Consider the following 19,930-nt stretch of genomic DNA (forward strand, 5'->3'; position numbering starts at 1 on the left):
GTAACCTTAAAGGGCTTTGAAATTGTTGATAGAGCGCGTCGCGAACCGTTTCATATCGCTTGGGTTGTCATGCTCCATTACGAAATGAGAGGCGGATGTTTTGCTGCGCACTGCGTTGAGGATACCTGACCAATCCATCGTGCCTTCGCCCACATCGGCCCAGCCGTCCTCGTCCGCGTTTTCGCCCGCAGGCGCGATGTCTTTCACATGGATCGCGCTGATGCGGTCTGCATATTTGGTGATCCACGCAATCGGGTCGCCACCGCCGCGAACGATCCACGCGATATCGGCCTCCCATTGCAATTCAGGGGCAGAGTCGAGGATGACTTCCATCGGGATTGCACCATCATCGCAAGCGACGAACTCAAAGTCGTGGTTGTGCCAGCCATAGGAAATCCCGTGCGGTGCAAGGGCGGCTTGGATCGCGCTTAGGCGTGCTGCGAAAGCCTCCCAACCTGCGCGGTCGCTTGGGCGATCTTCGGCTGCGACGTGCGGGCCAAAGATTGTCTTGATACCAAGCGCCTTGGCCGTGGCGACAACGCCATCCAAGTCATTCTCGGCATCGGCAATTCCGACGTGCGCGGTTGGCATGGAAAGGCCCGTCGCGTCCATAGCGGCCCGAACCTTGGCGGTGTCGTCATACAACGCGCCATAGCCTTCGACACCAGTGTAGCCGAGGTCCGAAAGGGTCGCGAAAACGTCATCCCACGGGGTGAAATTGCGGGCGCTGTAAAGCTGAAATGAAGCACTCATTTGGGTTAGATCCTGTTTTCAGTAGTTTTTTCAAAGAGAGAAAGACGTGCGGCGTCAAAGCCAACGAGGATTTGGTCATCCTCTTGAACTTCGGTTTGGCCGTCGACACGAATGCGAACGCGCTCGCCCATGATCTCGCACCAGATAACGGTGTCACTGCCCATTGGCTCGACAAGCTCGACCGTCGTTTCGACCGAGAAATCCGCGCTCGTTGCGGCTTCGCCAGTGGCGATGTGCTCTGGACGTATACCCATCCACGCTTTGCCCGCTGCAGGTTGCGAAATGAACTCATAGCCGGACAGAGGAACAGAAACTCCTGCGGTTTTGAAAGAAGGCGCGCCATCCGTTGCGACTTCACCTTCAAAGAAGTTCATCGAAGGCGAGCCAATAAAGTCGGCCACATATTTGTTCGCTGGCTTGTTATAGATCACGCTCGGGCTGTCGAGCTGATAGATTAGCCCGTCCTTCATGATCGCAATCCGGTCCGCGAGAGTCATTGCCTCAACCTGATCGTGGGTCACATAGATCATCGTATTCTTGAGTTGATGATGGAGGCGCTTGATCTCAACGCGTAGGTCAGCGCGCAGTTTGGCATCGAGGTTTGAGAGCGGTTCGTCAAAGAGGAACACGTCCACGTCTCGCACAAGCGCGCGGCCAATCGCAACACGCTGGCGCTGCCCGCCCGAAAGCGCAGCAGGCTTGCGTTTCAGGAGCGGCTCGATCTGCAGAATTTCCGCCGCACGGGCAACGCGCTTGGCGATTTCATCCTTAGGCAGTTTCGCGTTCTTGAGGCCGAAAGAGAGGTTCCCCTCAACCGACATCTGCGGATAGAGCGCGTAAGACTGGAACACCATGCCGATGCCACGCTCGTTTGGTTGTGCCCATGTCACGTTCTGGCCGTTGATATGGATTTGTCCGCCTGAAACATCAAGAAGGCCAGCAATACAGTTCAACAGAGTTGATTTCCCGCAGCCCGAAGATCCGAGCAGAACGAGAAATTCGCCTTCTTCGATATCGAGATTCAGATCCTTGAGGACTTTTACGGCACCAAAGCTTAGGTCGAGGTTTTTGATAGATACGCTTGTCATAATTTAGCCTTTCACCGCACCGGCAGCGATGCCGCGCACGAAGAGCTTGCCAGAAGCAAAGTAGAGAATAAGAGGAACGAGGCCGGTCAGAAGGGTCGCCGCCATGTTGACGTTGTATTCCTTCACACCCTGAACCGAGTTCACGATATTATTGAGCTGCACGGTCATTGGGTAAATCGCGGGCTTGGTATAGACGACACCAAAGAGGAAGTCGTTCCAGATACCCGTCACCTGAATGATCATAGCGACAACAAAAATCGGCAAACTCATGGGCAGCATCACACGGAAGTAAATGCCCCAAAACCCAGCACCATCGACGCGCGCCGCTTTGAACAATTCATCAGGCAGGCTAGTGAAATAGTTGCGGAACAAGAGCGTCAGGATCGGCATCCCAAAGATCGTATGAACAAGGACCAAACCCCAAAGCGACCCCATGAGCCCCATATTCTTGAGGATAAGTACGATGGGATAAAGCATCACTTGGTATGGAATAAATGCGCCAAAGATCAGGATCGTGAAGAAAACTTCAGAGCCTTTGAACTTCCAGTTCGCCAGCGCATATCCATTGATAGAGGCAATCGCGATCGACAGGATCACGGATGGGATCAGAATTTGAACAGAGTTCATAAACCCGCGACTTAGACCGTCACAATTGAGGCCCGTACATGCGGTGCTCCACGCCTTTACCCATGGCTCGAACGTCACATCGACGGGGAGGTCAAAGATATTGCCCATGCGGATTTCGGGCATCCCCTTTAGGGAAGTCGTGACCATGACATAGAGCGGCAGAAGATAGTAAAACGTGATGACCAGAAGCGTGCCATAGAGCATGATATTCGTGCCGCTCAGGCGTTTTTTGGGCTTAGGACCTTGGGGGCCAATGAGATTATTTTTCACGACGCTTCCCTCCGAATTCTAGGTATGCGTAAGGGATAAGGATGATCAGAACTGTCGCGAGCATCATCGTCGAAGCGGCAAAGGCCTGTCCGAGGTTCTGGTTCTTGAACATGCTTTCGATGACGTATTTCGCGGGTACCTCCGAGGCGATACCGGGGCCGCCATTGGTTTGGGCGACAACAAGGTCATAGACCTTAACAATTCCTGAGGTGATCAAGACGAGTGCCGTAATGAACACGGGTTTCATCATCGGGATGACGATGAAGATATAGGTTTTCCACTTGGGGATTCCGTCCACGCGGGCGGCTTTCCAGATCTCCTGATCAATACCGCGAAGGCCAGCGAGCATCAAAACCATAATCAGCCCCGTTCCTTGCCAAATCGCGGCGATTAGAATGCCGTAAATTACGATGTCTTGATTATAGAGCGGATCAAAAACGAAACTCTCCCAGCCGAGCGATCGCACCACATTTTGTACGCCGAACTCAGGATTCAATATCCACTGCCACGCGAGGCCCGTAACAATGAAGGAGAGCGCGAACGGGTAGAGGATGATCGTGCGGATCGTATTCTCGAAGCGTATTTTCTGATCGAGCAACGTCGCTAGAAAAAAACCGATCGAGATAGATAGAACCAGTGAGCACAGGCCAAAAATCGCTAGATTCTCGATTGATACGAGCCACTTATTGGTGTTCCAAAGTCGGTCGTATTGAGCAAGGCCCACAAAATCGAGTTTGGGCAATAGTTTGGAGTTGGTGAAGGAGTGAACAACTGTCCACAGGGTGCAACCTACGAAGATTACCAAGGCCGTCGCGATCATTGGAAGAGCGGCGACTTTGGCGTTCAGGTTGCGAAAAAGCTGGATGGGCTTTTTTGCATCCGCCATGGGAAAGACTCTCTGTCATGAGGGTGCCGTTGGCACGCTTTGTGGAATGATGGTTGCCCCCAAACGCATGCGCTTGGGGGCAGTTCGCAATCAGTCGGGGTTAGTCCGCGTTTGCGATGATGTCGGCGTAGCGCGCTTGGGCGTCTTCCGCTGTGATCGACGTGTCATTCCAGAACTCGACCATTAGGTCTTCGATCTGACCTTGTGTATCAGGAGAAAGTACCTGATCGCCGCTTGGCATGATGTTGCCAGCCGCAAGGATTTCAAGACCCTTTTTCATACAGTCGTTCGCTGCGGCGAGATCGACGTCACCACGGACAGGAAGCGAGCCTTTTTTCAGGTTGAAGTTAACCTGTACTTCTTTGGAAAGAAGAAGCTTGGCCAGTTCTTTTTGCGCAGCTTCGATTTCAGGGTCATCTTGTTTCGGGAAGTAGAACGCATCACCAGCAGTCGAGATGATTTCGTTCACGCCCAAGCCGGGTAGGCAGGAGTAATCTTCGCCTGCGACCTTTTCGGCAACCGCGAACTCACCTTGTGCCCAGTCGCCCATGATCTGGCCGCCAGCTTCGCCGTTGATGACCATTGCTGTAGCTTGGTTCCAGTCGGAAACGTTTGAGCCAGCTGAAAGCAAACGTGCATCCGCAGCGGCTTGGAATACTTCGGCCATTTCGGGCGAAGCAGCAGCTTCTGCGTTCTTGTCAACGTTCACTTGTTTCCACAGATCAACACCGCCGATAGCAACGTTCAGTACGCCAAACGCGCCAGAGGACTGCCAAGATTGTTGCCCCATAGCGAGCGGTACTTTGCCCGCTGCTTCGAGGGCAGGGGCCGCGGCTACGAATTCGTCCCAGTTGGTCGGAACGTCTACGCCGGCATCCTCATAGGCTTTATGAGAGAGCCAGATCCACTGCCATGAGTGAATATTCACTGGCACACAGTAGATTTTCCCGTCCAAAGTACAGCTATCGAGAAGCGAAACGGGGTGTACGATGTCGCGCCATCCGCCTTCTTCGGCGATGTCGGTCAGGTCAAGCATCAGGCCCGCCTCCACAAGCTCCTCCGCTTGGCGACCGTGGTTGAGCTGAGTGGCGTGCATCGGATCACCGCCGATAATGCGGCTAACGATTACTGGGCGCGCAGTTCCGCCGCCGCCTGCAATGGCGCCGTCGACCCAGTTATTGCCCTCTATGGCGTTGAACGCCTTGGCAAATTCCGCAACTGCAGCAGCTTCGCCGCCAGATGTCCACCAGTGAGTTACTTCAAGGTCGGCGGCTGATACGGCAGATGCCGCGCATAGTGCCGTAGTCGCAACAAGTGCATTCCGAATTTTCATTTATTCCTCCCAATTATGATCTGCGCCTCCCTGAGCGCTTTCTGCAATCGATTACAAAGCCGAACGATAAACAGTGTCGACATTTGTAATCGATTACAGGTAGATTTGAACGAACGCACGATTCTGTCAAGCCCTTGGATAAATCTTTTGTGCGACGTAGAAGGAACCGAAATTTGAGATCGGATAACATGAATACGCCAAAGGCTCGGATACAAGACGTGGCAAAGGTTGCGGGCGTTTCGACTGCGACAGTGAGCCGAACGCTAAGCAACCCTTCGGTCGTTTCCGAAACCACGCGCACAGCGGTGCTTGAGGCCGTGAAGGCTACGGGCTATCGCGTGAATCGTGCCGCGCGAAACCTCAGAACCCAGAAAACCGGCGCCATTCTGGTTCTGATCCCAAACCTTTCTAATCCATTTTTCTCTCAGATCATTTCTGGCGTGGAGCAGATCTTCCGCCGTGCGGGCTATTCGCTTCTGGTGGCGGACACCGACAATATCAATGACCCTGATTTCCGCCTTGTGGATGTATTTGAGGACGGGCAGGCCGACGGAATTATCTTGCTCGATGGCTATGTCCCCATGAGCGCGATCACGTCGCTTCAGGGAACCGAGGCCGAAAATCTGGTGGTATATGCCTGCGAATGGGCCGAGACCGAGGGCATCCCCTCTATTCGCAGCGATAACCCCGCAGGTGCGCGCATGGCGGCACAGCATTTTGCTTCGCTTGGCCATAAAAAGGTCGGGCATATATGTGGCCCTAAGGAGAACGTCCTTACACCCATGCGCCGCGATGCCTTTGTTACGGAGGCGCGCAAGTTAGGAATGGAGGTCCGCGATGAGTGGATATTCCCCGGAGATTTCCGGCTTGTGACTGGTGCGCAAGCGGCGGATATGTTCCTTGCGCTTGAAGAGCGTCCGACGGCTGTGTTTTCGGCGTCGGACCTTATGGCGGTCGGATTCATGAAACGTCTGTTGTCCGAGGGCGTAAGGATCCCAGACGATGTATCCATAATCGGGTTTGATGATGTTGGGATCGCGGCGTATTTCCATCCGTCGCTTACAACCATCCGTCAGGACCGCCCGCAAATTGGTCGCGTCGCGGCAACAACGCTTTTATCGCGCTTGCGGGACCCATCTAATGTGGACCCTTACTTCAGGCATACAGTCCCTGTTGAGCTTATTACGCGCGAAAGTACAGCCAAGCCATCGGATGGGTAATTCCCTATTCCTTTGAGAAAACGCCTATACAAATGACTTGTAATGGTCCCAATGATCGACGGATTTCGCCTTTATGTCGCCCTAATCTCGGGTGAGCATTGACGTAACGAAACCCGCTCCGAACGATCTAGGAGCTATTAGCGAGTTCACTATGTCTTTTCTGTCTGTAATTACATTTGATCAAATCGCCCTCAGCTTTATGGCTTGTTTTGTTGTGCGCGAGATTATGATCCTTGCGTTGCCCGATAATATTGCCGGTCCAAACGGCTGGTTGGTCGACACAAGCGAGTAATTGCGACGGCGCAGCGCGATGGTCGCGATGCGCGTTGAGAAGGCCGATAAACCCTCCTGAATCCTGACCGTAACCGTTTACATCACTTGATTTTTCAATTTGTAATCGATTACGTTAGCGCGAACCCCCGAATTTTGAAGGGGCGTCAACTTGGAGGAAGTCATGAAAAATTTGAAAGGCCCCGCGCTTTTCCTTGCACAGTTTGCAGGGGATGAAGCGCCGTTTAACTCGTGGGACAGTATCACCAAATGGGCGGCGGACTGTGGCTATAAAGGCGTGCAGGTTCCGAGCTGGGACGGGCGTTTGATGGACCTCGAAAAGGCCGCAAGCTCCAAGGATTACTGTGATGAACTAGCTGGTAAGGCGCGTGAGAACGGCGTCGAAATCACCGAATTATCGACTCACTTGCAGGGGCAGTTGGTTGCCGTCCACCCAGCATATGACACCGCGTTTGACGGGTTCGCGGTTCCAAGTGTTCAGGGCAACCCCAAGGCGCGCCAAGAGTGGGCTGTGAATCAGGTCAAACTGGCGCTCACTGCAAGTAAAAATCTGGGAATCAATGCGCACGCTACATTCTCTGGCGCGCTTGCATGGCCTTATGTCTATCCTTGGCCACAGCGCCCAGCGGGTCTGGTCGAAACTGCGTTTGATGAATTGGCCAGACGTTGGTTGCCGATTCTTAATCATGCGGATGAGTGTGGCGTGGATGTTTGTTATGAAATCCACCCGGGTGAGGATCTACACGACGGTGTGACGTTCGAGATGTTTCTGGAGCGCGTAAACAACCACGCGCGTTGCAATATGCTCTATGACCCAAGCCATTATGTGCTTCAGTGTCTTGATTACATTGATAATATCGACATCTACAAAGACCGCATCAAGATGTTCCACGTTAAGGATGCCGAGTTCAACCCAACTGGACGCCAAGGTGTTTATGGCGGGTATCAAAGCTGGGTCGATCGCGCTGGGCGTTTCCGTAGCCTTGGTGACGGGCAGGTCGATTTTGGCGCTGTATTCTCGAAAATGGCGGCGAACAATTTCGACGGATGGGCCGTGGTAGAATGGGAATGCGCCATCAAGCATCCAGAGGACGGTGCGCGCGAGGGAGCGCAATTTGTTAAAGATCACATCATTCGCGTAACAGAGCGTGCATTCGATGATTTCGCAGACGGCGGAACAGACGAAGCCGCCAACCGCAAGATGCTTGGATTGGAGGTTTAATCATGGCGATTACAGGACGCAACGAGGCGCTCGAAGGGCCGATCCGATTGGGGATGGTCGGCGGCGGCAAGGACGCCTTTATCGGGGGTGTGCACCGCATCGCGGCACGCATCGACGGCAAGTTTAATCTGATCGCGGGCGCGCTTTCTAGCAACGCAGAGCGGGCGCAGGAATCCGGACGCGCGCTTGGGCTTGCCGAGGATCGGATTTATTCGAGCTACAAGGAAATGGCGATTCGCGAGGCACGTTTGAAAAACGGCATCGAAGCGGTGGCGATTGTGACACCAAACCACGTTCATATGGACGCAGCGCGCGAGTTTTTGAAGCGTGGCATTCATGTGATCTGTGACAAGCCTCTGACGCACACACTTCCTGACGCCAAGAAACTGGTGAAAGTTGCCGAAGCATCAGATGCGCTGTTTGTGCTTACGCATAACTACACGGGCTATCCGATGATCCGCCAAGCGCGCGATATGATCGCAAGCGGGAAACTTGGCAAGATTCGTTTGGTTCAGGTTGAGTATGCCCAAGATTGGTTGGCCGAAGACGCAGACCCCGATAACAAGCAGGCCGCATGGCGCACCGATCCCGAGAAATCGGGCGCAGGTGGCTCGACAGGTGATATCGGAACGCACGCGTTTAACCTCGCGAACTTTGTTTCTGGACTTGAGGTCGAGAAGCTGTGCGCAGATTTGCAGGCCTTCGTTCCGGGACGCCAAGTGGATGACAACGCTCACGTAATGCTTCGCTACGAAGGCGGCGCGCGCGGTATGCTTTGGTGCTCACAAGTTGCCGTCGGGAACGAAAACGGGCTGCGTTTGCGGATTTATGGCGAAAAGGGTGGCCTTGAGTGGGCGCAAGAAGATCCGAACTATCTCTGGTACACACCGTTCGGTGAGCCAAAGACATTGCTGACACGTAATGGCGCAGGGACTGGCGGTGCTGCGGCGCGGGTAAGTCGGATTCCAGCGGGGCACCCTGAAGGGTATCTTGAGGGATTTGCGACAATCTACTCCGAAGCAGCGGAGGCGATCATCGCGAAGCGTGCAGGAAAAGACACGCCAAGCGATGTTGTCTATCCGACGGTTCAGGATGGCCTGAAGGGTGTCCAATTCATTGATGCCTGTGTGCGCTCATCCGCACGCGATGCTGCGTGGGTTAAGTTCGCCTAAAAAAGTAAGCCGCACCCGACGATCAAGCGTTCGGGTGCGGCTTTAAATCCTAAGGTATCGGCCCGAAAACCAAAGGATTTATTCTGAAATTTCTACTAGCGCCCCGTGGGATTGAACAACTTTCCCGGCGAGTTTTGCGCCTGCTTGAATTGCTTCGTCTAATGGTTTGCCGTTGAAGAACGCAGCGCAGAATCCCGCATTAAAGCTATCCCCCGCGGCAGTCGAATCGACGACATTGGTCACGATTTTGGGCGTTACGGTAATTGCGTCTTCGCCCACAGTTTGTGCAAGCACGGCCCCGGCCCCGTTCTTGACGATCACGGTTTTTACGCCCTCTGCCTGATAGCGCGCGATTGTCGCCTCGGGCGTTTCATCCCCATAATACGCGTGCTCTTCGTCGAATGAGGGCAGTACAATATCCGAAACCTGCGCAGCGCGCGTGTTCGCCTCAATCATGTCAGCGGTGCTGGGCCACAGGCGCAGGCGCTGGTTCGGGTCATAGACCACTGTTTTCCCTTCGCGGCGCGCATGCGCCAGCTCCGCAAGGAATGTCTCGCGATGTTCAGGAAGGACCACGGCAAAAGTAATACCCGAGAAGAACAGAACATCCGCTTGCGCAAATGCTTCTCGAAGGGCTTTCGGATCGGCGGCCATTTGGCGCGCGGCGGAATCCGAACGCCAGTAAGAGAAGCTGCGCTCGCCGTCATCCAGATGGATCATGTAAAGCCCGACTGTTTTGCCCTCGACCTCTCTTGCGGGGGTCATGTCGATATTCGCATCCTCACCAAAGGCGCGCATTTCGGAGCTGGCCGCGTCGGAGCCAAGTCCGGTGAAATAGGAAACCTTCCAATTGTCCGGCATGACCTTGGCGAGATACCATAAAGTATTGAACGTATCGCCCGCAAAGCCACGGCGATAGGTGTCCGGACCGATTACGGCCATTTCAATCATGGCTTCGCCAATTGCCATAAAGTTCTTCAGCGTCATGTTTCGGCTTCCTTAAAGCGGTCGGGATGAGCGGCTTGGATGCGTGGCAATGCCGTCAGAACCCGTGAGAGGTGAACGTTCGTCAGGTCCGCCGCCTTTGCGCCGTTCCCGTCGATCAGGTGTTGAAGAATTTGTTTATGATCGGCAATCGCGGTGCGTCCATCGAATGCGAGACTCAAGAAGCGCACACGATCGGCGGGTGCTTTGGTGTTGCAAATCAGTTCCCAGATGTACGGTTGCCCCGCGATCTTGCACAGTTCTTCGTGGAATTTGTCATCCTGACGGTAGAACTCGGCGTCGGAATCATTTGCGAGGGCCGCTTCCTGAAGCTCGATCAGTTCTGACAGGGACTCTTGCGCCTCGGGCGTCATGTTCTGAGCTGCGGCGAGCATGATCTCTTTCTCAAGTGCGATACGGATAAAGCGCGCCTGATGTAGGGCGGATATCGAAATATGGGTAATAACCGTCGAGCGCTGAGGGCGAATACGCAGCAATCCTTGCTGTGCAAGTCGATAGAACGCGTCGCGAACTGGCTGGCGGCTGACCTCATATTTTCCGGCAATTTCTGCTTCAGAGATTTTCTGGCCTGGTTCTAGCTCGGTCGAGATGATTTGACGAAACAGTAAATCATGCAGCACCTCGGTCGCTGATTGCGCGCGGCTATGATCGATGGGCAGGGCCATTTGAACGCATTCCAGATTGAGGTTGTTGCTTCTTGCAGACTAGCATATTAGTTTATTCGGGGGATGCAAGCGCTTCCGTTCTCAATATCGTTATGTCATGGTCCCGCTGTCACAAATTATTGCGTATTTGGCGCATTTGCGAAGGAATGAATTATGAAATATCTCCGTTTGGGAAAAGAGGGCGCCGAGACGCCATGTGTATTGGACGCAAAAGGTGTCGCGCGGGATGTTTCCAGCCTTGTCCGAGATTTTGGGCCGAAAACGCTCGCCGATCTTCCAGAGTTGTTTAGTGAGCTCGATCTAGACGAGCTTCCGATCTATGAAGGCGACAAGCGCGTCGGCACGCCGATTTCACAACCCAAGAATATCTACTGTGTCGGTCTGAACTATTCCGACCACGCAGCCGAGGCAGGATTGCCAGTCCCGGAAGAACCCATTCTTTTCAATAAATCCGCCAGCACCTTTTGTGGTCCAAATGCGCCGCTTCTCTATGCCGCGCATATGACCAAGCTCGACTGGGAAGTGGAGTTGGGTATCGTCATCGGCAAGACCGCGCTGGGCGTCTCTCCAGAGGAAGCTCTGGACCACGTTGCCGGATTTACCCTTGTTAACGATGTGTCAGAGCGTGCGTGGCAGATTGAACGCGGCGGTCAGTGGATGAAGGGCAAGAGCTTCCCGAACTTCTGTCCGACGGGGCCTTGGCTTGTTACGCCCGATGAGTTGGACGTGCAGAACCTTGATATGTGGTTGGATGTTAACGGCGAGCGGATGCAGACCGGAACGACCGCCAAGATGATATTTGACGTCAAAACAATCGTTTCCTACATGAGCAGCTATATGATGCTGGAGGAGGGCGATTTGATCTGTACTGGCACACCGCCGGGCGTGGGCATGGGAATGAAGCCGCCACGGTATCTGAAGGTCGGCGATACTGTTGAGCTTGGGATCGAAGGGCTCGGCAAGCAAAAACAGACCGTCGAGACCCTCTAATTCAAAACGCCCCGCCGAGAAATCAGCGGGGCGTTTTTTCTTTAGTGGTTGTCGCGAGGGACGCGGTGGTTCTTGACGACTTTCTGGTATTTCACCGCAGGTTTCAGGACCATCCCCTTGTCGAATTGATCGACCATATCGCGCTGGATTTCCTGCCATGGCGTCTGGTGAGCAGGGAAGGGATAGCCGCCCTTGGCTTCTAGATCCGCGCGGCGCTTGGCCAGATCTTCGTCGCTTATCTTGATGTCAGCGGTGCCTTTGTTCAGGTCGATACGGATGATGTCGTTGGTTTGAACAAGCGCCAATCCCCCCATCGCCGCGGCTTCTGGCGAAGCGTTAAGGATAGACGGCGAACCGGACGTGCCCGACTGGCGCCCATCGCCAATACACGGCAGCTCATGAATACCCTGTTTGATGAGTTCCGTCGGAGGCTGCATGTTTACCACTTCGGCGCCTCCAGGGTGGCCGATGGGCCCTGCTCCGCGCATCACGAGGATACAGCTATCGTCAATATTCAATGACGGATCGTCGAGGCGGTCATGATAGTCCTCGGGGCCATCAAACACGATTGCGCGTCCTTCGAACGCGTTCATGTCCTCAGGATTTGAGAGGTAACGATCGCGGAAATGTTTCGAAATAACGCTGGTCTTCATGATCGCGCTGTCAAACAGATTGCCTGAAAGCTCAACGAACCCAGCCGCAGGTTTAAGTGGCGCGGCGTATGGGTAAATCACATCGTGATTGCTAACGCTCGCATCGGCATAGGCCTCGCCCATCGTCTGACCGTTTACGCATTTCGCGTTCGGATTAGGAAGGGCGCCAGCGCCGATCAGCTCGGCAAAGACACCGGGAACGCCGCCCGCGCGGTGGAAATCCTCTCCGAGGTACTCACCTGCTGGCTGCACATTACAGAGGAGCGGAGTGCTGTGGCCGTGCTTTTGCCAGTCGGCATTCTTTAACTCGATACCTAGGTGCGCAGCGACAGCGTTCAGGTGGATCGGAGCGTTTGTGCTGCCGCCGATTGCGGAATTCACTACGATGGCGTTTTCAAAGGCCTCGCGAGTCATGATGTCGCTGGGCTTCAGATCCTCTTCGACCATTTCGACGATTCGCTTACCTGTCTCATAGCTGATCTGGCCGCGTTCACGGTATGGCGCAGGGATCGCCGCACCACCAGGAAGCTGCATACCCAGCGCTTCGGCAAGGGAATTCATCGTGCTGGCCGTGCCCATTGTGTTGCAGTAACCAACGGAAGGCGCGGACGCAGAAGCAATGTCCATGAACTCGGCATAGTCAATCTCGCCCGTGGCGAGCTCTTGGCGCGCATCCCAGATAACGGTGCCTGAACCTGCGCGTTTACCTTTGTGCCAGCCGTTGAGCATCGGTCCGACGGACAGCGCAATTGCCGGAATATCAATCGTGGCTGCGGCCATCAGGAGCGCAGGGGTGGTTTTGTCACAGCCGATTGTAAGCACGACGCCATCAAGTGGATAGCCATGCAAAACTTCGACGAGGCCAAGGTAGGCAAGATTGCGGTCGAGCGCCGCAGTGGGGCGGCGGCCAGTTTCTTGAATCGGGTGAACAGGGAACTCAAAGCAGATACCGCCGGCGGCGATAATCCCATCGCGGGTACGCTTTGCGAGTTCAACGTGATGACGGTTGCAGGGGGACAAATCGCTCCCCGTTTGTGCGATGCCGATGATCGGCTTGCCCGATTGGAGTTCTTCACGCGTGATACCATAGTTCAGATACCGCTCGATATAGAGGGCTGTCATTCCTGGATTGTCAGGGTTGTCGAACCATTCTTGTGAGCGGAGTTTTGTCGAACCTTTGGTCATTGCGTGTTCCTTGCAGCGGAATTTTCGGGGAAACCGCGCCGATTGGGCGCGCAATTTGCGGCAAAGGAAAGCGTTTTGAGGCACGTTATGCAAGGGAATTATAGGCTCGCTGGTTCCACATTATGAACTAGTCAGTACATATCTGACTAAAAAAATCGGACATATATTTACATGAGTATTTTACTCGGGTATTGTCTGATTCAGCAACCAAGAGGAAAGTACCGTGACCGCTGCTATGGATACCGACCAAATTCCGACTGCCATTGCCGTTGAGCAGGACATCCCCGCCTATGACGCGCGGCGATTGACGTTGGATGGAGGACAAGCGCGTATCGTGCTTGACGGACAGGTGTATTCATTGCGTATCACGCGGGCGAACAAGCTTATTCTAACTAAATAATTGTGTTCTTTTACATTTTGGCGTTGGGCAGATTCTGGTAGGGTGTCGGCAAAACTCCTACGAAGGAACCGCAATGCTTCGCAAAATCAACCCTCTGCTTTCTCCTGACATCCTCTATACGCTTGCATCGATGGGCCATGGTGATGAGATCGTCATTGCTGATGCAAATTTTCCGGGTGACTCATGCACCGAGCGTCTCATTCGGCTGGATGGAATCTCCGCAACTGCAACACTTGAGGCCGTTCTGAGCATTATGCCTCTGGATACTTTTGTTCCCGATCCCGCAATCACAATGCAGGTTGTTGGTGCGCCGGATGAAGTGCCGCCGATTGTAGCCGAGTTTCAGAAGATCATTAACCAAACCGCCGACAATCCCGCTGTAATCCAGACGCTTGAGCGGCACGCCTTTTACGAGCGCGCCAACGGATCCTACTCCGTGATACAGACAGGCGAGTTGCGTCTCTATGGAAATATCGTTCTGAAGAAGGGCGTTATACCACCAGAGTAGATTTACTGCGGCGCTCCATCACCGCGTCAATCGCGTAGGCGAGAAGCAGAATAAAAAGGGCGGAGAAGATCGTATCCGATATGAAATGCCGCCCCATCGCCACTCTCATGCTCGAACCGACGATGGCGAAGCAAACAGCGAATATGCGCCAGCGTTTTGCACGCTCTTGATTCTTCATCGTGGCTGTCAGCGCAAAGATACCTATCGCGGCGGCCACGGCTCCCGCACCCTCGCCCGATACGAACGAGCAATTGCGTAGGCACTGATCTGTTATTTGAAACGGCGGGGTAAATGTTGACGTTCCCCCGAATTCCTCAACATATGCTGGACGTGCGCGTCCCCAATGGTTCTTGAGGATGGCGTTCACCAATATTCCAGGTCCAAGCACGAAGAGCAGCACTATTCTGCCCCAAACGCGCGGCGTTACACCCGCGAGGTTCCGTTTCCACAGATTAAGGAGCAGAAAAGCCAGCGCGACGATCGGGAATAGTATCATCGCATTCATCAAGACCCGCCGGATGGTCCATGCGACGCTGTTCTGTGCGAGCCAGAAGCCTCCGCGCGCGGGGTCGAAGAACAGTTCCGAAACCCACAAATCAAGTGCAGGTACCGTCGCAAATGTCATGCACGCAACAAGGAGTGCGACGATAAGGTATTGAAGATATAGGCGCATTTAACGATCCTTAGAATTTGCACGCTCATTAGCACGCCAGATTAAATCCGCAAAGTTTTTCATATGAATTAATGCACTTCGGGTTCATATATTTGTTACGGAATACACATAGATATCCCGCATTCTGAAAACTTATTTTCGGAACGAGCGCGTCTGTATGATTCCGTTCTTTACTGAACGATCAAAATTGACTTAGGTTACAGACACAACAAAGCGGGTCCATAAGACCCCCCGACAAGGAGAGACACATGACATTCAAGACAGGGATTACAGCGATTACTCTTGCAGCATCTTTTGCTGCGACAGGCGCTTCGGCCGAGACACTTCGTTTGTTGACTTGGGGTGGCTATGCGCCAGATGAAGTAATTGCGAAATTCACAGAAGAAACCGGGATTGAAGTAGAAGTTACGAAATCCAACAACGAAGAAATGATTGCAAAATTGCGCGCGACTGGCGGCGGCGGGTTTGACCTTGCGCAGCCTTCTCAGGACCGTATTTCGGGCGCGCAGGCAGAGTTCGAAATCTACAAGCCAATCGACCTTTCCAAAATCAACACCGATCTCTTTATTACATCGATGCTGGAATCGACCAAAGGCAACACAACGATTGGCGAAGATGTTTATGGTGTTCCACACATCTGGGGCACATCGGGCCTTGTGGTGAATACAGCAGGTGCGCCTGATGTTCAGGATTACACCGACCTTTGCGAGGAAAGCGTTGCGGGTAAGGTCTCCTATCGTTTGAAGCGCCCGACGTTGATCGGATTTGCTTTTGCTATGGGAATGGACCCGTTCGCGGCATACTCCGATCCGGCTGAATATGAGAAGATCATCTCAGCAGTTGAAGAAAAGCTCACCGAGTGTAAAGCCAACGTAAAAGCCTATTGGGGTGGCGGAGACGAACTTCTCGGCCTGCTGCGTTCTGGCGAAGTGACAGCTTCGATGGCTTGGGACACAGGTGGATGGAAGCTGAACGCTGAAAACCCTGATATCACATTCGTTGCACCGACATCGGGCGCACTGGGGTGGATTGATACTTTTGCACTTCCACGTAAAACCAAAGCAGAAGACGCCGCATATAAGTGGATCAACTTTGTAATGCAGCCAGAGATTGCGGCGATGATTACGGCATCTGCTGGTAACTTTACTGCTTCTTTGGGCGCTGACGGATTTGCAGACGAAGAGTTGAAGGCACGCTTCCAAGCATCCTTCCCACCAGAAGCGATTGATAACATCAACTGGTACCCAACAGTTCCCGCTGGCCTTGAGGAAATTGAGGGATTGGCCCTCGATCGTATCAAAGCTGCGAAGTAATACAATTCTACGGCGCGCGGTTAGTTATCCGCGCGCCGTGTTCTTTTAGTGGATAACGTAATGACTTCTTTGAATGATCTGGACTGCATCAACCTCACCAAGCGTTTTGAGGAGACACTTGCTGTGGATGATGTCTCGTTTTCTGTGCCTAGGGGATCGTTCTTCTCGATTCTCGGCCCTTCGGGATGTGGTAAAACGACGATCATGCGGATGATTGCTGGGTTTCTTGACCCGACTTCTGGCGACATCCAAATCAAGGGGCGTTCGGTTCTGGATACGCCGCCCAATAAGCGCCCTGTGAATATGGTGTTTCAGCACCTTGCGCTTTTTCCGATGATGAACATCGCGGACAATATCGGGTATGGCCTGCGCCGCCGCGGGTTCTCCAAGCAGGAGATCGATAAGAAGGTCGGCGACGCTCTTGAGCGGATCGGCCTTCCTGGCATTGGTAATCGGCAAATTGAACAGCTTTCAGGCGGCCAGAAACAACGGGTAGCGATTGCGCGCTGTATGGTTCTTGAACCTGACGTATTGCTGCTGGATGAGCCTTTGGGTGCGCTTGATCTAAAACTGCGCGAACATATGAAGGTCGAGCTAAAAGCGCTTCAGGCCGCGTTTGATACAACGTTTGTGTATATTACGCACGATCAGTCCGAGGCGCTCGTGATGAGCGATCAGGTGGCTGTGATGAATGCAGGGCGGTTTGAACAGCTCGATACCGCGTCGAACCTCTATTATGCGCCAAAGACCCCGTTCGTTGCGGGCTTCGTCGGCGACTCGAACCGCTGGAGCGGACAAGTTGAGAAGGTAGAGGGAAGCTGCGTTAGCGTCCGTACCGAAACCGGACTGAGCCTGCGCGGAACGTCGCGCGATCCACTTGCAGTCGGAGAAGCGGCACAGGTGTTCCTTCGTCCAGAAGCCATTCGGGTGGCACGAACCGTCGAAGAGGTTCGCGATCAGGAAAATATCGCCATTGGCACGGTCGAGAACGTTTTGTTCAACGGCGCCAATAGCCGCGTCTTGCTCGCCGTGCCAAATGGCGGGACGGTAGATGTAGCCCTTCCACAGTCGGGCGAGTTTGCGGGGCTTAAGCGCGGCGAAACACTCCACATCGGTTGGGGCGTGGCGCAGGCCCTCTGCTTTGGTGGCGCATAATGGGCGCGCGCACGAAACTTGGGTTTATCCTTTTGGCGAGCCCACTGGTGCTCTGGCTTTCGCTGCTGATTATCATTCCGCACATCGATATGTTTTTTCTGTCGATGCGCGAAAAGGTTGGCATTCGCCAATACGAAACCAGCTTTGCGAATTATCTCACGTTCTTCACTGAACCACTCTACATCCGGACGTTTTTGCGCACTGCGGTGATGTCGATATTGGCGACGGTCCTGACGCTTTTGATTGCGTTTCCAGTGTCTTACTACATCGCGAAAATAGCGCGCGGGAAGCTTCAGTCGGTTCTGTTTCTGATGTGCTTGGTGCCATTCTGGGTATCAGAATTGGTGCGCACGTTTGGCTGGATGATCCTTCTGCGCGAGACTGGGGTTTTCTCGAATTTTCTTCAGTGGTCGGGCCTTACGGATGGTCCTGTCGAAATGCTTTATAACGATGCTGCGATGATGGTTGGCCTTGTGTATACCTCGATGCTGTTCATGGTAGTGCCGCTCGTAACCACGCTTGAGAGCCTTGATGATAGCATGGTCGAGGCCGGCTATGACCTTGGCGGGAATGGCTTTACCGTCCTTCGCGAGATCATTATTCCGCACGCCGTTCCGGGCATCGTTTCAGGCTCGATCGTGGTGTTTATGCTCTCACTCGGAAATTATCTGACGCCCATCATGCTGGGCGGCAAGGATAGCCTCTGGTTTACCGAGATGATCTATAATCAGTTTATCGTTCGGTTTAACTGGGAGCTTGGTGCCGCATTTGGCTTCTTGTTGCTTGGACTTTCGTCCCTGATCGTGTGGGCCGCACTCAAGATTTCTGGCCAAACACTAGAAAAGACAATGGGGTAGGGCATGATACCAACGATCAAACAATCGCGTGCGTTCACCATTACATATGGCGCCTATGTTACGCTCTTTTTCATCTATCTGGCATTGCCGCTGGTCGTCGTGTCAGTGTTTGCATTTAACGACAGCCTCTTCCCCTCACTGCCTTGGGAAGGGTTCACGTGGGATTGGTTCTTTGGCCGCGAGCTGCCAAAACGTGGGGTATTCTTCGAGAGTGGCATCCTTGGTTCAATTGGTACCTCGGCCTTTGTTGCGGTGTCGGTCGCGGCGCTCTCGGTGGGCGTAGGGACGTGCAATGCGTTCTTGTTCAACCGCTACGAATTCCGCTTCAAGAGTGCTCTCTATATCCTGATGCTTTTGCCGCTTGTCGTGCCGGGTATCGTTCTGGGTATTTCGATTCTTGTGTTCTCATCGACGCTTGCAAACGGGATCGAAGACGGCGTTGGCTGGGATATTGAGGCTCTTCGGCCTGGTCTTGTTCTGGTGATCCTCGGGCAATTCTCATTCATTACGACAATTGCAACTCTGGTGATTTCTGCGCGGCTCAAAAAGTTCGACCAGAGCCTAGAGGAAGCGGCGCTGAACCTTGGGGCGACTCGAATGACTGCGGTACGGACGATAACTCTGCCTTATCTGAAGCCAGCGATTTTTGGCGCGGTATTGGTGGCGTTTCTCATGAGTTTTGAGAACTTCAACACGACGCTCATGCTCGTTGGTTCCGATGCGCCGTTAACCATCACGATGTTCGATCGCCTTAAGGAAGGATCGACGCCCGTTCTGAACGCGGTGTCCCTACTCCTGATGCTTGGGTCATCCGTTCTCGCGCTGGCGATGATTGCTTTCCAGCGGAAATAACCTAAGCGTCCGGGCGGATACGATGGCCAATGCGCGTCAGAAATCCGTCCAGACGCATGGCAAAATCTTCTGGGGCTTCAAGCATCGACATGTGTCCCACACGCGGCATTAATTGGAACTCTGATCCGGGAATGACATCGACCGTTTCACGCATTAGGTCAGGCGGGAACAGAAGGTCATTGTAAGCTGAAATCCCGAGCGTAGGGAGGCGAAGGCCCGAGATCGGAGTATAGAAATCCGTACCTGATATTGCGTCCATCGCACCAGATAAGCCGTCAAGATTTACGTTTCTCAACATTTCTTGCCAGTCGGTCGCTTCGGGACTATTTCTATGCGCTCGGCTGAACCAACCGTTCCAGAGTTCCTGAAGAACAGTTCCCGAATGTCCGTTCCGAAGTCGCTCGATTTGGTTCGCCCAGTGCGATTTGGTACATAGCCTTGCGGCGGTGTTAACCAGAACCAATCCGCGCACAAGATCGAGCCGCTTCACGGCAAGCCCCTGTGCGATCATGCCGCCAATACCTTGCCCGACGAATACAGCGTCCCGAACTTCGAGCGCTTCGAGAAGCTGCTCAGCATCGCGTATCATCGCGCCCATTGTCGTGCGGCCAGAGGGGAGGCCGCTCTTGCCATGTCCGCGCAGATCGTAAGCGATAAGACGACAGTCTTGGGCGGCGTCTAGCGCTTCGCAGGTAGGTTGCCAAATTCCTGCGTTGGCGGCCATCGTATGGGCAAAGATGATTGGCGCGCCGTTGGGGTTGCCGAATTCAATCCAATGGATGTCGGCGCCTGCTGTCGAGAGATGGGGCATG

At 53.7% G+C, this 19,930-nt stretch carries 21 protein-coding genes; 11 read left to right on the forward strand and 10 right to left on the reverse strand.

Going from position 1 to position 19,930, the window contains the following annotated elements; genetic code table 11:
• Positions 1–6: 6 nt before the first annotated feature.
• The 5 genes from ACFE33_RS03290 to ACFE33_RS03310 all read right to left on the reverse strand — a co-directional run bounded on the left by ACFE33_RS03290 (position 7) and on the right by ACFE33_RS03310 (position 4,957).
• Positions 7–753 (reverse strand): sugar phosphate isomerase/epimerase family protein, encoded by a 747-nt coding sequence (locus ACFE33_RS03290; protein ID WP_380056852.1) that lies wholly within the window; start codon positions 751–753, stop codon positions 7–9.
• 5 nt (positions 754–758) lie between these two features.
• A complete protein-coding gene (locus ACFE33_RS03295) occupies positions 759–1,841 on the reverse strand; it encodes an ABC transporter ATP-binding protein (protein WP_380056855.1) in 1,083 nt (360 codons plus the stop codon).
• Between the two features lie 3 nt (positions 1,842–1,844).
• Positions 1,845–2,738, reverse strand: coding sequence for a carbohydrate ABC transporter permease (locus tag ACFE33_RS03300; RefSeq protein WP_380056858.1), 894 nt, complete (start codon positions 2,736–2,738; stop codon positions 1,845–1,847).
• A complete protein-coding gene (locus ACFE33_RS03305; RefSeq protein ID WP_380056861.1) occupies positions 2,728–3,624 on the reverse strand; it encodes a carbohydrate ABC transporter permease in 897 nt (298 codons plus the stop codon). The genes ACFE33_RS03300 and ACFE33_RS03305 overlap by 11 nt, the downstream gene beginning before the upstream one ends.
• Positions 3,625–3,724: 100 nt before the next feature.
• Positions 3,725–4,957 (reverse strand): ABC transporter substrate-binding protein, encoded by a 1,233-nt coding sequence (locus ACFE33_RS03310; protein ID WP_380056864.1) that lies wholly within the window; start codon positions 4,955–4,957, stop codon positions 3,725–3,727.
• A gap of 188 nt (positions 4,958–5,145) precedes the next feature.
• Here ACFE33_RS03310 and ACFE33_RS03315 point away from each other — a divergent pair, with 188 nt between their 5' ends.
• From ACFE33_RS03315 to ACFE33_RS03330, 4 genes are all read left to right on the forward strand, one after another.
• A complete protein-coding gene (locus ACFE33_RS03315; protein WP_380056866.1) occupies positions 5,146–6,177 on the forward strand; it encodes a LacI family DNA-binding transcriptional regulator in 1,032 nt (343 codons plus the stop codon).
• 151 nt (positions 6,178–6,328) lie between these two features.
• The gene (locus tag ACFE33_RS03320) at positions 6,329–6,469 is read left to right on the forward strand and encodes a hypothetical protein (RefSeq protein WP_380056868.1); all 141 of its coding nucleotides are present in this window, start codon (positions 6,329–6,331) and stop codon (positions 6,467–6,469) included.
• Between the two features lie 162 nt (positions 6,470–6,631).
• The gene (locus ACFE33_RS03325) at positions 6,632–7,690 is read left to right on the forward strand and encodes a sugar phosphate isomerase/epimerase family protein (protein ID WP_380056871.1); all 1,059 of its coding nucleotides are present in this window, start codon (positions 6,632–6,634) and stop codon (positions 7,688–7,690) included.
• Positions 7,691–7,692: 2 nt separating this feature from the next.
• Positions 7,693–8,862, forward strand: a complete 1,170-nt coding sequence (locus tag ACFE33_RS03330) for a Gfo/Idh/MocA family protein (RefSeq protein ID WP_380056873.1) — start codon at positions 7,693–7,695, stop codon at positions 8,860–8,862.
• Positions 8,863–8,940: 78 nt separating this feature from the next.
• Here the strand turns inward: ACFE33_RS03330 and ACFE33_RS03335 are convergent, their stop codons facing one another.
• Both ACFE33_RS03335 and ACFE33_RS03340 read right to left on the reverse strand, forming a co-directional pair.
• On the reverse strand, positions 8,941–9,849 hold the full coding sequence (locus tag ACFE33_RS03335) for a sugar kinase (RefSeq protein WP_380056876.1): 909 nt from the start codon (positions 9,847–9,849) through the stop codon (positions 8,941–8,943).
• Positions 9,846–10,532, reverse strand: coding sequence for a GntR family transcriptional regulator (locus ACFE33_RS03340; RefSeq protein ID WP_380056879.1), 687 nt, complete (start codon positions 10,530–10,532; stop codon positions 9,846–9,848). Before ACFE33_RS03340 ends, ACFE33_RS03335 begins: the two co-directional genes overlap by 4 nt.
• A gap of 153 nt (positions 10,533–10,685) precedes the next feature.
• Between ACFE33_RS03340 and ACFE33_RS03345 the strand changes: the two genes are divergently transcribed.
• Positions 10,686–11,522, forward strand: a complete 837-nt coding sequence (locus tag ACFE33_RS03345) for a fumarylacetoacetate hydrolase family protein (RefSeq protein WP_380056881.1) — start codon at positions 10,686–10,688, stop codon at positions 11,520–11,522.
• Between the two features lie 41 nt (positions 11,523–11,563).
• Here the strand turns inward: ACFE33_RS03345 and ACFE33_RS03350 are convergent, their stop codons facing one another.
• Positions 11,564–13,360 carry an IlvD/Edd family dehydratase gene (locus tag ACFE33_RS03350; protein WP_380056884.1) on the reverse strand — a complete coding sequence of 599 codons (1,797 nt, stop codon included), beginning with the start codon at positions 13,358–13,360 and terminating at the stop codon, positions 11,564–11,566.
• Between the two features lie 235 nt (positions 13,361–13,595).
• Between ACFE33_RS03350 and hemP the strand changes: the two genes are divergently transcribed.
• Both hemP and ACFE33_RS03360 read left to right on the forward strand, forming a co-directional pair.
• Positions 13,596–13,760, forward strand: a complete 165-nt coding sequence (gene hemP, locus ACFE33_RS03355; protein WP_380058645.1) for a hemin uptake protein HemP — start codon at positions 13,596–13,598, stop codon at positions 13,758–13,760.
• 73 nt (positions 13,761–13,833) lie between these two features.
• Entirely contained in the window at positions 13,834–14,268 is a 435-nt protein-coding gene (locus ACFE33_RS03360) for an RbsD/FucU family protein (protein WP_380056887.1), read from the forward strand.
• On the opposite strand, the gene ACFE33_RS03365 is transcribed toward ACFE33_RS03360, so the two are convergent.
• Positions 14,252–14,941 carry a phosphatase PAP2 family protein gene (locus ACFE33_RS03365; RefSeq protein WP_380056889.1) on the reverse strand — a complete coding sequence of 230 codons (690 nt, stop codon included), beginning with the start codon at positions 14,939–14,941 and terminating at the stop codon, positions 14,252–14,254. The two genes, ACFE33_RS03360 and ACFE33_RS03365, sit on opposite strands and share 17 nt — an antisense overlap.
• A gap of 248 nt (positions 14,942–15,189) precedes the next feature.
• Here ACFE33_RS03365 and ACFE33_RS03370 point away from each other — a divergent pair, with 248 nt between their 5' ends.
• From ACFE33_RS03370 to ACFE33_RS03385, 4 genes are read left to right on the forward strand one after another with little or no spacing between them, the layout of a single operon-like run.
• A complete protein-coding gene (locus tag ACFE33_RS03370) occupies positions 15,190–16,254 on the forward strand; it encodes an extracellular solute-binding protein (protein WP_380056892.1) in 1,065 nt (354 codons plus the stop codon).
• A gap of 60 nt (positions 16,255–16,314) precedes the next feature.
• Positions 16,315–17,409 (forward strand): ABC transporter ATP-binding protein, encoded by a 1,095-nt coding sequence (locus tag ACFE33_RS03375; protein WP_380056895.1) that lies wholly within the window; start codon positions 16,315–16,317, stop codon positions 17,407–17,409.
• The gene (locus ACFE33_RS03380) at positions 17,409–18,266 is read left to right on the forward strand and encodes an ABC transporter permease (protein ID WP_380056898.1); all 858 of its coding nucleotides are present in this window, start codon (positions 17,409–17,411) and stop codon (positions 18,264–18,266) included. Before ACFE33_RS03375 ends, ACFE33_RS03380 begins: the two co-directional genes overlap by 1 nt.
• 3 nt (positions 18,267–18,269) lie before the next feature.
• Positions 18,270–19,118 (forward strand): ABC transporter permease, encoded by an 849-nt coding sequence (locus ACFE33_RS03385; RefSeq protein ID WP_380056901.1) that lies wholly within the window; start codon positions 18,270–18,272, stop codon positions 19,116–19,118.
• A 1-nt stretch (position 19,119) separates the two neighbouring features.
• Here the strand turns inward: ACFE33_RS03385 and ACFE33_RS03390 are convergent, their stop codons facing one another.
• A complete protein-coding gene (locus tag ACFE33_RS03390; RefSeq protein ID WP_380056903.1) occupies positions 19,120–19,929 on the reverse strand; it encodes an alpha/beta fold hydrolase in 810 nt (269 codons plus the stop codon).
• Between the last annotated feature and the right edge of the window lies 1 nt (position 19,930).

The organism is Falsihalocynthiibacter sp. SS001 (assembly GCF_042445055.1).
Taxonomy (GTDB): Bacteria; Pseudomonadota; Alphaproteobacteria; order Rhodobacterales; family Rhodobacteraceae; genus Falsihalocynthiibacter.

Excerpts from the sequence above, each read along its gene's own strand:
- ACFE33_RS03290 (WP_380056852.1), bottom strand. The coding sequence starts at position 753 with ATGAGTGCTTCATTTCAGCTTTACAGCGCCCGCAATTTCACCCCGTGG.
- ACFE33_RS03295 (WP_380056855.1), bottom strand. The coding sequence starts at position 1,841 with ATGACAAGCGTATCTATCAAAAACCTCGACCTAAGCTTTGGTGCCGTA.
- ACFE33_RS03305 (WP_380056861.1), bottom strand. The coding sequence starts at position 3,624 with ATGGCGGATGCAAAAAAGCCCATCCAGCTTTTTCGCAACCTGAACGCC.
- ACFE33_RS03310 (WP_380056864.1), bottom strand. The coding sequence starts at position 4,957 with ATGAAAATTCGGAATGCACTTGTTGCGACTACGGCACTATGCGCGGCA.
- ACFE33_RS03315 (WP_380056866.1), top strand. The coding sequence starts at position 5,146 with ATGAATACGCCAAAGGCTCGGATACAAGACGTGGCAAAGGTTGCGGGC.
- ACFE33_RS03320 (WP_380056868.1), top strand. The coding sequence starts at position 6,329 with ATGTCTTTTCTGTCTGTAATTACATTTGATCAAATCGCCCTCAGCTTT.
- ACFE33_RS03325 (WP_380056871.1), top strand. The coding sequence starts at position 6,632 with ATGAAAAATTTGAAAGGCCCCGCGCTTTTCCTTGCACAGTTTGCAGGG.
- ACFE33_RS03330 (WP_380056873.1), top strand. The coding sequence starts at position 7,693 with ATGGCGATTACAGGACGCAACGAGGCGCTCGAAGGGCCGATCCGATTG.
- ACFE33_RS03335 (WP_380056876.1), bottom strand. The coding sequence starts at position 9,849 with ATGACGCTGAAGAACTTTATGGCAATTGGCGAAGCCATGATTGAAATG.
- ACFE33_RS03340 (WP_380056879.1), bottom strand. The coding sequence starts at position 10,532 with ATGGCCCTGCCCATCGATCATAGCCGCGCGCAATCAGCGACCGAGGTG.
- ACFE33_RS03345 (WP_380056881.1), top strand. The coding sequence starts at position 10,686 with ATGAAATATCTCCGTTTGGGAAAAGAGGGCGCCGAGACGCCATGTGTA.
- ACFE33_RS03350 (WP_380056884.1), bottom strand. The coding sequence starts at position 13,360 with ATGACCAAAGGTTCGACAAAACTCCGCTCACAAGAATGGTTCGACAAC.
- hemP (WP_380058645.1), top strand. The coding sequence starts at position 13,596 with ATGGATACCGACCAAATTCCGACTGCCATTGCCGTTGAGCAGGACATC.
- ACFE33_RS03360 (WP_380056887.1), top strand. The coding sequence starts at position 13,834 with ATGCTTCGCAAAATCAACCCTCTGCTTTCTCCTGACATCCTCTATACG.
- ACFE33_RS03365 (WP_380056889.1), bottom strand. The coding sequence starts at position 14,941 with ATGCGCCTATATCTTCAATACCTTATCGTCGCACTCCTTGTTGCGTGC.
- ACFE33_RS03370 (WP_380056892.1), top strand. The coding sequence starts at position 15,190 with ATGACATTCAAGACAGGGATTACAGCGATTACTCTTGCAGCATCTTTT.
- ACFE33_RS03375 (WP_380056895.1), top strand. The coding sequence starts at position 16,315 with ATGACTTCTTTGAATGATCTGGACTGCATCAACCTCACCAAGCGTTTT.
- ACFE33_RS03380 (WP_380056898.1), top strand. The coding sequence starts at position 17,409 with ATGGGCGCGCGCACGAAACTTGGGTTTATCCTTTTGGCGAGCCCACTG.
- ACFE33_RS03385 (WP_380056901.1), top strand. The coding sequence starts at position 18,270 with ATGATACCAACGATCAAACAATCGCGTGCGTTCACCATTACATATGGC.
- ACFE33_RS03390 (WP_380056903.1), bottom strand. The coding sequence starts at position 19,929 with ATGCCCCATCTCTCGACAGCAGGCGCCGACATCCATTGGATTGAATTC.